Source organism: Dyella soli (assembly GCF_054482295.1).
Genome location: NZ_JBTFFU010000001.1, coordinates 1,663,162 through 1,677,941, shown reverse-complemented (window position 1 = coordinate 1,677,941; position 14,780 = coordinate 1,663,162). Strand labels below are relative to the sequence as shown.

Sequence of the window (14,780 nt, the reverse complement as noted above, 5' to 3'; positions counted from 1 at the left end):
GCGCGAGTGCAGGGGCGGGGCGGCGAGAGGACCAGCCACCCTCCATCCCCACTCCCGTGCATTCGCAGCGGCTCAAAGCCGGTAGACGAACGCCAGTGTCGTGCTGAGCTGTTTCGGCGAGCCGAAATGGCGCACCAGCGGGCTGTCCGCCGCATCGCCCAGCAAGCGCGTGTAATTGACTGCCAGGGCGAAGCCGGTGTGCATGCTGGTCGGCATGTAGGCGTCGTATTCCAGCGCGACCTGTTGGCTGCCGCCGCCCGGTGACCACGGCGACACGCCAAGCTGCGTCGCCTGCTCGGGCGTGACCTGGAAGAAGCGCCGCATGGCCGGCCCGTTCATGACCTGCCACTGCAGTTGCAGGCTGTGGTTCAAATAGCCGACGGCGGGCAGGTCGTAGTCGGCATACATGTTGAGGTAAGCCCCGGCACCCTGGGTGTCGTGGCTGAGCGTGGCGCCCAGGCTTAGCGGCACGGTGACCTGGTATTCGAGATAGCCGCCGCCGTTGAGGCGCGGCGACAGCGAGTCGACGATGCCACCGAGCCGCGGGCCCAGTTCATCGTGGTCGCGGCCCCACATGTAGTTGCCGTACAGGCCGCCGTGCCAGTGCTCGCCGTGGATCAGGTCGACGGTGAGCCCGTCCAGCGTGGACAGCGTGATATGCCACGGGAGCTCGGCCTGCACATAGGGAATGGGCTGGTTGCGATGATCGCTCGAGCCCAGCCACGCAGGCATGCGCTGGATGCCGACGCCAAAAAGGTCTTCCGGGCCATCCGTGACATTGTCGGCGTCGGCGGCACCGGTGACGGCCAGTGCCAGCATCAGCACGACGCTGCGCAGGATGGGCGCCTTGATCGATGCGAGGCGTGGCGTATGTCCGAACATCGCGCAAGCGACTCAGGGGCCGGCTTTGGCGGGCTGTCCGCTGCCACTGACGAACTGCACGATGACACGCTGCCCGATGCGCAGCGAAGCGGGCGGCGGCTGGTCGAAGGCCAGTACGCATTCGACCGTGCGCGTGTTGGCGCGAATGAGCGGATCTTCTTCCAGCGCGCTTGGACCAAAGACCGTGCCGATGCGTTTCACGTGCGCGGTCAACGTGGGTACGCCGCTGCCGCTGTCGTCGACGATCTGGGCCTGCATGCCCTCGTGCACGGCGCCGACGAACGATTCGTTGAGTTCGGCACGCACCAGCCGGGTCTCTTCGGGCAGCAGCACGAAGGCGGGGCCCGTCTGCGGCGACACGGCGGCACCGGGCTGGATGCTGCGCTCCACGACCTGCGCATCGACCGGTGCGACCAGGCTGCGCTGCGCCAGTTCGTAGCGTGCGGCATCGAGCTTCTGCGTGGCCATGGTGGCGGCCGCGCGGGCGCTGTCGAGTTCGCCCTGCAACTGCTGGGCGGCCTCGCGGGCGTCGTCGGCGCCCTGGCCGTCGGCCGCGCCTGCGGCCGCGGCGGCGGCAAGCCGGCTGGCGCGCTGCTGCGCCGCCTTGAGGCGCGTGTCGAGCAACCGCCCCTGGGCCAGGGCCTGCTTCTGCTCGGCCTCGGCGGCGCTCACCGCCAGCTGCGCCGGCCGGGTATCGAGCACGGCCAGCAGCTGGCCCTTGTGCACGTGGTCGCCTTCGCGCACCTTGATCTCGGCCACCACGCCTTCGCGCGGCATGCCGAGCTTGAGCAGGCCACCTTCGATGTCGATGCGCCCGCGCGCCACTGCCGCATACGCAGGCGCTGTCGCCTCGGTGCCGGCCTTGCCGTTGTCGCCATGCGAGCAGGCGACCAGCAGGGAGGCGGCGATGGCCAGGGCGAGCAACGGGTGGAGCGGGCGCAAGGTCATGCAGTAGGTTCCTCGGTACCCGGCATCGGCGTCGACGACGGGGACGGCACACGGTCGCTTAGGATACGGCCATCCTCCATGGCGAGCACGCGGTCGGCGTGGCCCACCAGGCGTGGATCGTGGCTTACGCACAGCACGGTGGTGCCGTGCGTGCGCGCAATGCGATGCAGGATGTCGATGATGGTCTGGCCGTTCGCCGCGTCCAGCGCACTGGTCGGTTCGTCGGCGAACAACAGGTCGGGCCGCTTGGCCAGCGCGCGCGCGATGGCCACGCGCTGCTTCTCGCCGCCGGACAGTTCGGACGGGCGCAGGCTCATGCGCGGTCCCAGGCCGACTTCCTCCAGCGAGGCCATGGCGCGACGCCGTGCCTCCTGGGGCGCCAGGCCCAGGTAGCTCAGCGGCAGTTCCACCTGTTCCAGCGCATTGAGCGCCGGGAACAGGTTGAAACCCTGGAACACGAAGCCGGTGTGCAGCAGGCGGAAGCGTTCAAGGGCACGCAGGTCGAGCAGGCCAAGGTCCTGGTCGAGGGCGCTGACCTGGCCGCTGTCGGGGCGTTGCAGGCCACTCAGGATGGCCAGCAGCGTGCTCTTGCCGCAGCCGGACGGGCCCGAGATGAGCGTCAGTTCGCCGGCGCGGATGTCCAGCGTGAGGTCGTGCAGCACGGTGCTGCGCACCTGGCCGGAGGTGAATGACTTGCCGACGCCGCGCGCCTGCAGGGAAATGGAAGAGGTGGGCTGTGCCAGCGCGCTGTTCATCGCTTACCTCAGCAATGTGGCCGGATCGGCGCGATGCAGGCTGCGCATGGCCGCCAGCCCCGACACGATGGCCAGGCCCATGCCCAGCGCCAGGCAACCGAGTGCGGTCCATGGGTCCAGCGCCACCGGCACGCTGCGGCTGTGCGCGAAGACCAGCGCGATGAGGCCGAGCACGGTGCTGCCGATCAGTCCGAGCGCACCCACCCAGAACGCCTGCTCCATCACCACCTTGCGCAGCGCGCCCACGCCCACGCCCAGCGCGTTGAGCGTGGCGTATTCGCGCACGGAGCCGATCACGGCGGCCACCAGGGTCTGGCTGGTGATCACCGCTCCCACCAGGAACACGATGCCCGCCAGGAACAGCACGCCGGCGCCGGCGCCGGTATCGAACATCCAGTACAGCTGCGAGCGACGCGCGAAGTCCCGGGCGGTCCACACGTCGTAATTGCCGAAGGCGCGATTGCCGCGCAGGCGTGCGGCCACGTCGTCGGCGTCCTCGGGCACGCGCACCTTGGCCACGAAGTAGGTCATGCGGCTGGCATTGGACGGGTCGGTATCCAGCGTCGTCGCCGTGGCCAGCGAGGCAACCACGTTGACGCCGCCCAGCGCCCGCAATCCGTTGCTGACGCCCACCACGCGCACGCGGTGACCATTGATCACGGCGCTGTCGCCGACGCCGACGCCGAGGCTGTCCAGGTCGGCGCGATCGACGATCACCGCATCGGGCTCGTTCAGTCGGGCGCGCAGGGCCGGCGGCAGCGCCTGAGCGAACAGCATGCCGTCGGGACGCGCATTGATGCCGGAGACGAAGACCGACACGCCGCCGGTGTCATTGGGACCCCGCCAGTCGGCGTCGACCCAATGGAACGGCTCCACCGCCGTGACGGCCGGGTCCATGCGCAGGCGCATTTCCACGCCGGCATCGATCGAGCGGCCAAGGTTGACGCTCTGGGTACCGGGATAACCGGCCCACAGGTCCGCCGACGAGCCGGTGATATAGACGCTGGCGCTACCGAAGATGCCGAGCACGAGCGCGGCCTGCAGCAATTGCAGCAGGCCGGCAAAGCCCACCGCGAGAATCGCCGGCAGGAAGCGGCGCCATTCGTAGATCAGGGTCTTGCGCGCCAGCGCCACCATCAGTCGACGCTCCGCGGCAGCGGCGGGGTGGGTACGGGGGCGCCGCCAAGCGCCTTGTACAGCGCCACGTAGGCGAGGTCGCGCGCCGCGATCGCGTTGACGACTTCCAGTTCGGCCTTGTGGCCTTCGATCAGGCTGTCCTGCACGTCGAGGTTGCTGCTGAGCTTCAGTTCGGTCCGCTTGCGCACGGCCGACATGCTCGTCTTCACTGCATCCAAGGCCTGTTGCGTTGCCGTTTCGCGGCCGCGCAACTGTTCCAGGTCACCCATTGCCGTTTCCGCTTCCGCCACGCCCACCAGCACGGCCTGGCGATAGGCCAGCACGGCGGCGCGCAGTTCATGGTCCTTGGCGTGGGCATTGGCGACGCGCTGGCCCCAGTCGAACAGCGGGATGTCGATGATCGGTCCGTACGAGAAGATCGCCTCGCCGGTATGCGCACGATAGTTGCTGGCGATGTTGGCTGACCACTGCAGCGAGGCGCCGATGCCGATGTGCGGGTAGATGTCGGCGCGGCTCATGCCCAGTTCGCCGGCCGCACGCAGCACGTCGGCCTCGGCCGCGGCAATTTCCGGACGGGCGCGCAGCATGTCGGCAGGGGCGGTGGTCAGCTGCCAGTCACCCAGCCGGGGCTGTGCGCCAGGTTGCAGCCATTGCGGGTCGGGTTCGCTCTGGCCCAGCAGGACGGCCAGCTGCTGGACATTGCTGTTGATGGCCTGCAGCGGTTCGGTCAGGGCCACCTGCGCGCGGGCCAGTTCCGCCTGCGCCTGGGCGACTTCGGTCGGCGACACCAGCTGCAGCTGTTGCCGCACCTGCAGCAGGCGGAGCTTTTCCTGCTGGGCGTCGCGCACGGCCGTCAGCAATTGCGCCTGCTGCTGCGCCGAGCGCAATTCGATCCAGCGCCGGCTGACTTCGGCGACCAGGGTCACCTGTGCGCCACGCACCGCGACGTTGGCGCTGTCGAACTGGCCCTGCGCCACCCGCTTGGCGCTTTGCCAGGCGCCGAACAGGGGCAGTTCCCACAGCGCGTCGAAGCCGGCCACGAAGTACGCCGCCGTGGTGTCGGGGTCGATCACGTCATTGGTGCGCCCGTGCAGCGAAGGCAGGTACGGGTCGTGGGCATGGCGATTCAGCAGCCGGGCCGCGCGCATGCGCTCGGCGGCCTGTGCCACGTCGAGATTGCCCTGCAGGGCCCGGTCGATCAGGGCATCGAGTTCGGGGTCGCCCAGTGCCTGCCACCAGCCGCGAAGGTCGGCGGACGGCGGCGCGACGCCGGCCGGCGCGTTGCGCCAGGCGTCCGGCAGCGGCGGCTTCAGTTCGGGCAGGGGCGCCACCGAGCAGCCGGCCAGGGCCGACGCGAACAGGCCGGCGGCCAGCCAGGGGAGCCTGCGTGGCACGACGTCCGAGGTGGTCAGTTGCATGTTGTTTCGACGCTGAAACACGAAATTCCTGATGGTTCAGGTGACAAGTGGGTGGGCTTGTGACCGGCGACAGCGCCAAGGGACGCTCAAGCATACCGGACCTACCCTTCAGGAGGCTTATGGGTCCTGAAGGGCCCTGTTGTCGCGCAGTTTCCTTCGGAAAGAAAGGGCGCCGAAAGGGGTAGGTACCTATGGTGTTGCCATTCTGCAAGGCGGAGCTATACGTGACTGGCTGGACCATTCTCTGCGATTTCGACGGCACCATTTCCGTCGAGGACGTCATCGACTCGCTGCTCGACCGTTTCGGCCGCCCGGGCTGGGAAACGCTGGAGCAGGACTGGCGCGCCGGCCGCATCGGCTCGCGCGACTGCATGACCGGCCAGGTGGCCCTGCTGGACATGACCCGCGAGGAGCTGGACAAGCACCTGTCCTCGCTGTGGATCGACCACGCCTTCCCGGCTTTCGTGGCCCGGGCCCGTGAGCTGTCCACCCCGATCCGCGTGGTCAGCGACGGCCTCGATTACGCCATCCACAAGATCCTGGGCCGCTATGGCCTCGACGACATGCCGCTGGCTGCCAACCATTTGGCGCCGGCCGTGCCGCCGCGCCAGTGGCAGCTCACCTCGCCGTTCCAGGCCGAGGGCTGCCGCAGCGGTACCTGCAAGTGCGCCGTGGCGGCCAAGGCCAGTGCCAACGGCACCAAGACATTGCTGATCGGCGATGGCGCCTCCGACTTCTGCGCTGCTGATCGCGTCGATTTCGTGTTTGCCAAGCATCGCCTGATCGAGCATTGCCGCGCCGCCGGCATTCCTTATGTGCCGATCACCGGCTTCGAGGACGCGCTGGAGATGCTGCCGCGCCTGCTCGACGGCAGCCTGCTGGCCGAGTCCACGCAGGACGAGCCCGCGCTGGCCGTTTCTTCCTTCTGACCGGGTCCCCACCCGGTCATTCCACTATCTACCTGAACGTTTCCGGATCTTTCCCATGAACGCTTACGACAAGAACGCTGCCGGCGTTGTGATTCCCGATGCGCAGCTGCTGGCCGACGAGGCCGAGTGGAGCTCGTTCGGCGATACCGTGCACTACGTCGACCCGCCGAAGATCTTCCGCCACGGCGAAGGCAGCTGGATGTACGACACCGCCGGCACGCCGTTCCTCGACCTGCAGATGTGGTACTCGGCGGTCAACTTCGGCTACGGCAACAAGCGCCTGAACGACACGCTCAAGCGCCAGATCGACGTGCTGCCGCAGGTCGCCAGCCAGTACCTGCACCAGACCCGCATCGAGCTGGCCAAGACCATCGCGGTCGACGCGCAGCAGAAGTTCGGCCTCAAGGGCCGCGTGCACTTCAACGTCGGCGGTGCGCAGGCGGTGGAGGATTCGCTCAAGCTGGTGCGCAACTTCAAGAACGGCAAGAGCCTGATGTTCGCCTTCGAGGGCGGCTATCACGGTCGTACGCTGGGCGCCTCGTCGATCACCTCCAGCTACCGCTATCGCCGCCGCTTCGGCCACTTCGGCGAGCGCGCGATGTTCATCCCGTTCCCGTATCCGTTCCGTCGCCCGAAGGGCATGACGCCGGAGGAATACTCCGATGCGTGTGTGCGCCAGTTCGCGCGCCTGTTCGAAACCGAATACAACGGCGTGTGGGACCCCAAGGTCAACCAGGCCGAATACGCCGCTTTCTACGTCGAGCCGATCCAGGGCACCGGCGGCTACGTGATCCCGCCGATGAACTTCTTCAAGGACCTGAAGAAGGTGCTGGACCAGTACGGCATCCTGATGGTGGTCGACGAAATCCAGATGGGTTTCTGGCGCACCGGCAAGCTGTGGTCGATCGAGCACTTCGGCGTGACGCCGGACGTGATCGTGTTCGGCAAGGCGCTGACCAACGGCCTCAACCCGCTGTCGGGCCTGTGGGCGCGCGAAGAGATGATCAACCCGACCATCTTCCCGCCGGGCTCCACCCACAGCACGTTCAACTCCAACCCGCTGGGCACCTCGCTGGGCCTGGAAGTGATCAAGATGGGTTACGAGCTGAACTACGAGAAGACCGTGGCCGAGAAGGGCGCCCACTTCCTCGACGCGCTCAAGGACCTGCAGAAGCGCCACAAGGAAATCGGCGACGTCGACGGCCTCGGCCTGGCCCTGCGTGCCGAAATCTGCACCGACGACGGCTTCACGCCGAACAAGGCGCTGCTGGACAAGATGGTCGACATCGGCCTGGCCGGCGACCTGCAGCACAACGGCAAGAAGATCGGCCTCGTGCTCGACGTGGGCGGCTGGTACAAGAACGTGATCACCTTCGCACCGTCGCTCGACATCACGCATGAAGAGATCGACCTGGCCGTCGCGCTGCTCGACCAGCTGCTGACCAAGGCCAAGAAGGCGATGTAATGCGACGCCGCGGGGAGCGATCCCCGCGGCGCTTGTTTGACGGTTTGTCTCAGGTAGTTCCCATGCAGGGGATGTGTGTGACAGCGGCGGCGCAGATGCGCCGCCGTTTTTTTGTGGCCCCGACGTGGGCGCTCAGCCCAGGGCCTTCGACGTGCGCGCCGGCGGAAACACCACCTCCACGCGCAGGCCGCCGCTGGCGCCGCTGAGGTAGCGCACCCGGGCGCGATGGCGCTCGGCGATGCGCTGCACGATCGCCAGGCCCAGGCCGGTGCCTTCCTCGGTCATGCCGGGGACGCGGAAGAAGCGTTCGCCCAGGCGCTCGAGGAAGGCCGGCGGCACGCCGGGGCCGTTGTCCTCGACACTGAGGCATGCGCCGTCCGACGAGACCGAAACGCCCACCGTGACGATGCTGTCGCGGCCCGCATAGCGCAGGCTGTTGTCGATCAGGTTGTCGAGCATTTCCTGCAGCGAGAGGCGGTCGCCGTCGATCCACAGGGGACCCGCCGGGCCCTCGTAGCCCAGGTCCACGCCTGCGGCGATGGCATCGTGCACGCGCAGGCCGAGCAATTCGGGGACCAGTTGCGCCAGATCGAGCAGGCACTGCACACCGACCTCGCTGAGCTCCGGTGACTGCGCACGCGTCAGTGCCAGCAGCTGGCTCGAGGTGCGGCTCGCGCGCTGGGTGAGGCGAAGGATGTGGTGCAGCGCATCGCTCACGGTCTCCTTGCTCGGGTCGGCCTGGGCGCGCTCGACGTGCACGCGCAAGCCCGCCAGCGGGGTCTTGAGCTGATGGGCGGCATCGGCGATGAAGCGCTCCTGCAGGGCGAGCATGCCGCGCTGTCGCGCAAACAGGCCATCGATGGTGCGCGTGAGCGGCAGGATCTCCACCGGCACGTCGGCATCGCCGATGGGCGAGAGGTCATGCTCGCGGTTGGCCAGTCGCGCCGTGAGCGGGTCGAGCTGGCGCAGGCCCACGCGCACGCCGTAAAGCACCAGGAAAAACACGCTGGCGATCAGGATGGCCTGTGCCGGAATGCTCAGCAGCAGGATCTCCCGCGCCCGCTGGTGACGGTCGTGGAAGGTCTCGGCCATGGTCACCGTGAGCCGGTCGCTCGGATCGTGCAGGTTGGGAATGCGCACGGTGGCCGCGCGCAGCTCGCGGCGCCGGATCAGCGTGGTATAGAGCTGGGGCTCGCCGTCCAGCGCGGCACGGGTGAGCGACGCCGGCCGCAGCTCGGGGCTGCCGGCCAGCAAGCCATGTTTTTCGCTGCTGACGTTGAAGTAGTTGTGTCCCTCGGGCGCGTATTCGAGCAGGAAGCGCGCCTGCGGCGCGACCTGGCCGCCAAGGTCTTCCTGGCTGAGCATCTGCGCCAGCGTCATTGCATCGTCGGCGAGGTCACGGTCGTGCACATGGTTGGAATAGATCAGCGCGCCGCTGTAAGTGACCAGGCTTTCCAGCACCAGCAGCAGCATCAGCGGCACCAGCAGCGATGCCAGCAGGCGGCGCCGCAGGCTCGGACGGCCATCCGGCTCGACCATGCGGTAGAGCCAGGGTTCGTGCACCGGCCTGGGCGCCGCGTCGTTCATGCCTTGCCTTCCTTGGCTTCCTTGACCTCTTCCAGCAGGTAGCCCAGGCCGCGGATGGTGCGTACCTGGGTGCCGGAATCGACCAGCTTGCGGCGCAAGCGGTAGATGGCGATGTCCAGCCCGTTGTCGGTGAGTTCCTCGTCCCAGCTGCACAGCGCTTCGACCAGCTGGGCGCGGCTGGTGACGCGATCGGGGCGTGCCGCCAGGGCCTCGAGCAGGCCGAATTCGCGAGCGGTCAGTTCGAGCGGTGTCTCGTCGATCCAGGCGCGGTGGCCGGGCAGATCCAGGCGCAGCCGGCCAAGCGTCAGCTCAGGTGCGCCCTGTGCGGTGTAGCGCCTGAGCAGCGCGCGCACGCGTGCTTCGAATTCGGCGAGCGCAAACGGCTTCACCAGATAGTCGTCTGCGCCCAGGTCGAGCACGCGCACGCGTTCGCGCAAGCCTTCGCGCGCGGTGATCACCAGCACCGGCAGGCCGGTGCCGCGCTTGCGCAGGCGCTGCAGCACGTCGGCGCCATCGAGTTGGGGCAGGCCAAGGTCGAGGATGAGCAGGTCGTAGGGCGTGTCGCGCAGCGCGGCATCGGCCTTGGCGCCATCCGTCACGCTGTCCACGGCGTGTCCGCCCTGGCGCAGCGAGGCGCTTACGCCGGCGGCAATGGACGGATCATCCTCGGCAATCAAGATACGCATGTTGAAGTCCGGTGGGGGCAGGCGGCGTGGCGACAGGTCGCCGGGCGACCGGGTCTTGCATAATTGCGAGTGATTCTCATTTGTGGCAAGATCCCGGCGTGGAGTCAGGGAGCGCGGCCGGAGTCGGCAGCTTAGCGCCCTGACGATGTGCTGGGACAGCTTGCGGGCGCCATCGTTGCATGGCCCTTCATGCACCATCGCGCGGATCGGACAGGCAAGAACACGGCATGGCAGCAGCGACGCGGTCGCACCCCAACCAGAACGCGCCGGGCCGGTCTTTCTGGCTCAAGCAGTTGCATCAATGGCACTGGATCAGCTCCGCGCTGTGCCTGGTGGGCATGCTGCTGTTCGCGATCACCGGCTTCACGCTCAATCATGCGGGCCAGATCGAGGCACAGGCGCAGACGGTGCACCGCGAGGCCCGCTTGCCCGCTCCGTTGTTTCACGCGATCGCCGGCGATGACGAGCGCAAGGGCGCCGCGCTTCCTGCCGCCGTCGCGGACTGGCTGTCCGGCGCGCTGGATGTCGACCTCGACGGCCGAACCGGTGACTGGTCGTCCGACGACATCTACCTGTCGATGCCGCGGCCGGGCGGCGATGCTTGGCTCAGCATCGACCGCGCAAGCGGCAAGGTCGAATACGAACGCAGCAGTCGCGGCGTCCTCGCCTATCTCAACGACCTGCACAAGGGACGCCATGCCGGCCCCGCCTGGGGCTGGTTCATCGATGTGTTTGCGCTGGCTTGCGTGATCTTTTCGGTCACCGGCCTGTTGCTGTTGAAAATGCATGCCGCGCAGCGCGGCGCCACCTGGCCGCTGGTGGCCTTCGGCCTGGTGCTGCCGCTGTTGCTGGCCTTGATCTTCATTCACTGACGGGGAATGCCCATGCGTCGCCTGTTGTTCTCCATGCCTGCCTTGCTGCTTGCCGCGCCCGCGGTGGCGGCGGATCTCAACGTGACCGTGCAGGTTCCGAAACTCGACGTGGCCGAGTACCACCGCCCGTATGCGGCCGTGTGGATCGAGCGCGAGGATCACAGCGTCGCCTCGCAGCTGGCCGTGTGGTACGCGCAGAAGGAATCGAAGGAAGGCGCCGGTACCAAGTGGCTGCCGGAGCTGCGCCAGTGGTGGCGCCGCGGCGGCCGCGAGCTGCAGATGCCGGTGGATGGCGTCTCCGGCGCCACGCGTCCGTCCGGCGAGCAGAAGCTGAGCTTCCATGAAGGCAAGGCGCCGCTGGGCCAGTTGCCGGCGGGCAAGTACGAGCTGGTGGTGGAAGCCGCGCGGGAAGTCGGCGGGCGCGAAGTCGTGCGCCTGCCGTTCACCTGGCCGGCCGGCGCGCCGCAGCAGCTCGTCGCGCAAGGCAGCACCGAGCTCGGCGCCGTCAAGCTCGACCTCAGCCCATGATTCCGGAGAGCGACATGATCAGGCACACGATGAAGTGGAGCGTGCTGGCGCTGGCCATGGCACTGCCGTTGGCAGCGCAGGCACACAAGATGTGGATGGTGCCTTCGGCGACCAATGTGTCCGGCGCCGACCCCTGGGTCACGGTGGACGCGGCCGTATCCAACGACCTGTTCTATCCCGACCATATGCCGGTGGCACTGGACCGCGTGGCGATTACCGCGCCGGACGGCCAGACGGCCAGACCGGAGCACGCGCTGACCGGCCAGTACCGCAGCGTGTTCGACGTGCATCTCACCCAGCCGGGCACCTACAAGATCGCTTCCGTCAACGATGGCCTGTTCGCCAGCTATGAATTGAATGGCGAAAAGAAGCGCTGGCGAGGTGAGGCGGCGAACCTGGCGAAGGAGATTCCGGCCGGCGCGAAGAATGTCGACGTGTCCGAATCGATCAACCGGGTGGAAACCTTCGTGACCAACGGCAAGCCCGGCGGCGAGGCACTCCGGCCCGGCGGCAAGGGGCTGGAACTGGTGCCCGTCACGCAGTTCACCGACCTGGCGGCGGGTGAGGCGGCCACCTTCCAGTTGCTGCTGGACGGCAAGCCGGCGGCCGGCCTCAAGGTCACCGCCATCGCCGGCGATACGCGGTATCGCAATGCGCAGGAAGAACTCGACAGCACCACCGGCAAGGACGGCAAGTTCAGCCTTACCTGGCCGCACGCCGGCATGTACTGGATCAACGCCAGCACGCAGGACGACAAGACCAGCGCAAAGCCGGCCAGGCAGCGTCGCCTGTCGTATTCGGCCACGCTGGAAGTGCTGCCGCAATAATCATGCACGTCGGCACGCCACCATCCGCGATCCCGGCCGTGCAGGTCATGCACGGCCACACCATGGGCACCACGTGGACGGTGCGCGCCGTGCTGCCGGCGGGATCGGCTGCGCAGGCCTTGCAGGACGGCATCCAGGCCACGCTCGACCTGGTCGACGGGCAGATGAGCACCTACCAGCCGCATTCCGCGCTGTCGCGCTTCAACGCCGCGCCGGCGGGTACGTGGCAGCGTCTGCCGGCCGAGTGCTTCGAGGTCATTGCTCATGCACTCAAGGTGGCGCGTGCCAGCGATGGTGCCTACGACCCGACCGTGGGGCCGCTGGTGAACCTGTGGGGCTTCGGTCCCGATGCGCCACGTCGCGAGCCGCCTTCGGAGCAGGCCATCGCCGCCGTGCGTGAACGCGTCGGCTGGTGGAAGGTCGAGGTCGATGCCTCGATCCACGGCGTGTTCCAGCCAGGTGGCATCTATCTCGACCTTTCCTCGGTGGCCAAGGGCTACGGCGTGGATCGGGTCGGGCGCTATCTCGACAGCATGGGGGTGGCTTCGTGGCTGGTGGAAGTCGGCGGTGAACTGAAAGGCAAGGGCACCAAGCCGGACGGTTCGCCCTGGCGCATCGGCATCGAACGCCCCGGCGCAGCGGCAGGCGCGGTGGAACGCATGGATCAGCTGAGCCAGGTATTGACGCTCCGCAACCGGGCCATTGCGACATCCGGCAACTACCGCCGCACGTTTGCGGCGTCGGGCATGAGCTTCTCGCACCACATCGACCCGCGTAGTGGATGGCCCGTGGCGCACGCCGTCGCCTCGGTGAGCGTGCTGGCCGACGAGGCGATGCAGGCCGATCCGATCGGCACGCTGATGACCGTGCTGGGACCGGAGCAGGGGCTCGCCTTCGCACGCCAGCGCGGCCTGGCCGTGCTGTTGATCCTGCACGGCGAGCACGGCCTCGAGGAACGCCTTACTCCTGCGTTTGCCGAGGCGCTCGCATCGTGAATCATCCGGTGGCGGCAGCAACGGAACGCATGGCGTGGGGCAATCGCGTGCTGCTCGCTGCACTGGCCGTGCTGGGTGTCGGCCTGCTCGCCTTGCATTCAGGCGAATGGGAGTGGCATGACCCGGGCAAGGGACGCTGGCTGGTGGCGGCAGCCGTGCTGGTGGCGTGGAGCGCGTTCACCGCATGGCTGGCACAGCGACGCCGCCGTGTAGCGCGCCCGGGCGAAGTACCGGAACGTTCGGTCGAGGCGCCGCCGGGCGACGTACTGTGGATCGCCTTCGCCAGCCAGACCGGCCATGCCGAACAACTGGCGCAGCAGACTGCCACGAGCCTGCAGCAGGCGGGCGTGGCCGTGAGCCTGGTAGAGCTGGGCTCTCTCGATGCGGACCGCCTGGCGCGGTGCGCTCGCATGCTTTTCATCGTCAGCACCACCGGCGAAGGCGATGCGCCAGACAGCGCCGCGAATTTCGTCAGCCGCTGGATGCGTGCGCCGTTGCCGCTGGGCCATCTGCACTACGGACTGCTGGCGCTGGGCGACAGCGACTACGACGATTTTTGCGGCTTCGGGCGCCAGCTGCAGCACTGGCTGCAGCGCGGCGGTGCGCAATCGTGGTTCGACGCGGTGGAGGTGGACGATGGCGACCCGTCCGCGCTGCGCCACTGGCAACACCATCTCTCGTTGTTGTCCGGCGCAGCCGAACTGCCGGACTGGGTGCGTCCCGACTACCAGCGCTGGCAACTGGTGGAACGGCGACTACTCAATCCACAAGGCACGGGTGGCCCGTGTTTTCATCTCGCCCTGCGTCCGCTGGACGGCGAAGCCACCTGGCACGCCGGCGACCTGGTGGAGATCGGGCCAAGGCACGCACCGGAGGAGGTCGAGCGTTGGCTCGCCCAGCAACCGCGCGACGGCAACGTCATGGTCGAGCACCTGGGACAGCGCGCCACGCTGAGGGAATGGCTGGCCAGCAGCCACCTGCCTGCGCCGGATGACGTCAGCGAGCTGGGCGCGGCTGACATCGTGGCGGCACTGCAGGCGCTGCCGCACCGCGAATACTCCGTTGCGTCGCTGCCTGCCGACGGCTCGCTGCAACTGCTGGTGCGGCGCATGTGGCGCGAAGACGGCACGCCGGGCATCGGCTCGGGCTGGCTGGCCGAGCACGCCTGCGTGGGTGGGGAGATCGCGCTGCGCATCCGCGGCAACAGCGGGTTCCACGCGCCGCGCGACGATCGCCCGCTGATCCTCATCGGCAACGGCACCGGCCTGGCGGGACTGCGCGCCCTGCTCAAGGCGCGCGAGGCGGCAGGCCATGCGCGCAACTGGCTGCTGTTCGGCGAACGACAGTCCGCACACGACTTCTATCATCGCGACGAGATCGAGCAGTGGCAGCGTGACGGCCATCTTGCGCGGCTGGACCTGGCGTGGTCGCGTGATGGCGCAGGCAAGGTTTACGTACAGGACCTCCTGCGCGGTGCCACGGAAGAACTCCGCCAGTGGGTGGCCAGCGGCGCGGCCATCTACGTCTGCGGCAGTCTCGCCGGCATGGCGCCGGGCGTCGATGCCGCCTTGCGCGATGTGCTGGGTGACGACAAGGTCGCGCAGTTGCGAGACGAAGGGCGTTACCGCCGCGACGTCTACTGACGACGCCGCACTGCCGCGCAAGCGTGACCTTTGGCCTATAGGAGCATCGTGCGTCGATGCCGCAGGCTGCCCGTTCCTTCGGGGGAAGGTGACATGGGGAAGCGGATG

The 14,780-nt window shown here is 68.0% G+C and carries 14 protein-coding genes; 7 read left to right on the top strand and 7 right to left on the bottom strand.

Translation table 11 applies throughout. The features are described 5' to 3' along the window. Positions 1 to 72 precede the first annotated feature (72 nt). From ACXU4B_RS07775 to ACXU4B_RS07755, 5 genes are read right to left on the bottom strand one after another with little or no spacing between them, the layout of a single operon-like run. Positions 73 to 882, bottom strand: a complete 810-nt coding sequence (locus ACXU4B_RS07775; RefSeq protein ID WP_240734039.1) for a MipA/OmpV family protein — start codon at positions 880 to 882, stop codon at positions 73 to 75. A 12-nt stretch (positions 883 to 894) separates the two neighbouring features. After that, a complete protein-coding gene (locus ACXU4B_RS07770) occupies positions 895 to 1,830 on the bottom strand; it encodes an efflux RND transporter periplasmic adaptor subunit (protein WP_131409299.1) in 936 nt (311 codons plus the stop codon). Then, positions 1,827 to 2,585 (bottom strand): ABC transporter ATP-binding protein, encoded by a 759-nt coding sequence (locus ACXU4B_RS07765; protein ID WP_131409295.1) that lies wholly within the window; start codon positions 2,583 to 2,585, stop codon positions 1,827 to 1,829. Before ACXU4B_RS07765 ends, ACXU4B_RS07770 begins: the two co-directional genes overlap by 4 nt. Before the next feature lie 3 nt (positions 2,586 to 2,588). Continuing rightward, a complete protein-coding gene (locus ACXU4B_RS07760; RefSeq protein ID WP_131409294.1) occupies positions 2,589 to 3,722 on the bottom strand; it encodes an ABC transporter permease in 1,134 nt (377 codons plus the stop codon). Continuing rightward, entirely contained in the window at positions 3,722 to 5,161 is a 1,440-nt protein-coding gene (locus ACXU4B_RS07755) for a TolC family protein (RefSeq protein ID WP_458910854.1), read from the bottom strand. The genes ACXU4B_RS07760 and ACXU4B_RS07755 overlap by 1 nt, the downstream gene beginning before the upstream one ends. 203 nt (positions 5,162 to 5,364) lie before the next feature. Here ACXU4B_RS07755 and ACXU4B_RS07750 point away from each other — a divergent pair, with 203 nt between their 5' ends. After that, on the top strand, positions 5,365 to 6,069 hold the full coding sequence (locus ACXU4B_RS07750) for an MtnX-like HAD-IB family phosphatase (RefSeq protein ID WP_425481381.1): 705 nt from the start codon (positions 5,365 to 5,367) through the stop codon (positions 6,067 to 6,069). A gap of 55 nt (positions 6,070 to 6,124) precedes the next feature. Further along, positions 6,125 to 7,534 carry an aspartate aminotransferase family protein gene (locus tag ACXU4B_RS07745; protein ID WP_131409286.1) on the top strand — a complete coding sequence of 470 codons (1,410 nt, stop codon included), beginning with the start codon at positions 6,125 to 6,127 and terminating at the stop codon, positions 7,532 to 7,534. Between the two features lie 132 nt (positions 7,535 to 7,666). On the opposite strand, the gene ACXU4B_RS07740 is transcribed toward ACXU4B_RS07745, so the two are convergent. Continuing rightward, complete coding sequence (locus tag ACXU4B_RS07740) at positions 7,667 to 9,073, bottom strand: sensor histidine kinase (RefSeq protein ID WP_131410445.1); 1,407 nt, start codon at positions 9,071 to 9,073, stop codon at positions 7,667 to 7,669. 44 nt (positions 9,074 to 9,117) lie between these two features. Next, the gene (locus ACXU4B_RS07735; RefSeq protein WP_131409284.1) at positions 9,118 to 9,807 is read right to left on the bottom strand and encodes a response regulator; all 690 of its coding nucleotides are present in this window, start codon (positions 9,805 to 9,807) and stop codon (positions 9,118 to 9,120) included. 227 nt (positions 9,808 to 10,034) lie between these two features. On the opposite strand from ACXU4B_RS07735, the gene ACXU4B_RS07730 reads away from it, so the two are divergent. From ACXU4B_RS07730 to ACXU4B_RS07710, 5 genes are read left to right on the top strand one after another with little or no spacing between them, the layout of a single operon-like run. Next, positions 10,035 to 10,679 (top strand): PepSY-associated TM helix domain-containing protein, encoded by a 645-nt coding sequence (locus ACXU4B_RS07730; protein WP_131409282.1) that lies wholly within the window; start codon positions 10,035 to 10,037, stop codon positions 10,677 to 10,679. Between the two features lie 12 nt (positions 10,680 to 10,691). Beyond that, positions 10,692 to 11,207, top strand: coding sequence for a DUF2271 domain-containing protein (locus ACXU4B_RS07725; RefSeq protein WP_131409279.1), 516 nt, complete (start codon positions 10,692 to 10,694; stop codon positions 11,205 to 11,207). 14 nt (positions 11,208 to 11,221) lie between these two features. Beyond that, on the top strand, positions 11,222 to 12,034 hold the full coding sequence (locus ACXU4B_RS07720) for a DUF4198 domain-containing protein (RefSeq protein WP_131409277.1): 813 nt from the start codon (positions 11,222 to 11,224) through the stop codon (positions 12,032 to 12,034). Positions 12,035 to 12,036: 2 nt separating this feature from the next. Next, positions 12,037 to 13,029 carry an FAD:protein FMN transferase gene (locus ACXU4B_RS07715; protein ID WP_131409274.1) on the top strand — a complete coding sequence of 331 codons (993 nt, stop codon included), beginning with the start codon at positions 12,037 to 12,039 and terminating at the stop codon, positions 13,027 to 13,029. After that, positions 13,026 to 14,672, top strand: coding sequence for a sulfite reductase subunit alpha (locus ACXU4B_RS07710; RefSeq protein ID WP_240734038.1), 1,647 nt, complete (start codon positions 13,026 to 13,028; stop codon positions 14,670 to 14,672). The genes ACXU4B_RS07715 and ACXU4B_RS07710 overlap by 4 nt, the downstream gene beginning before the upstream one ends. The last annotated feature ends 108 nt before the right edge of the window (positions 14,673 to 14,780 follow it).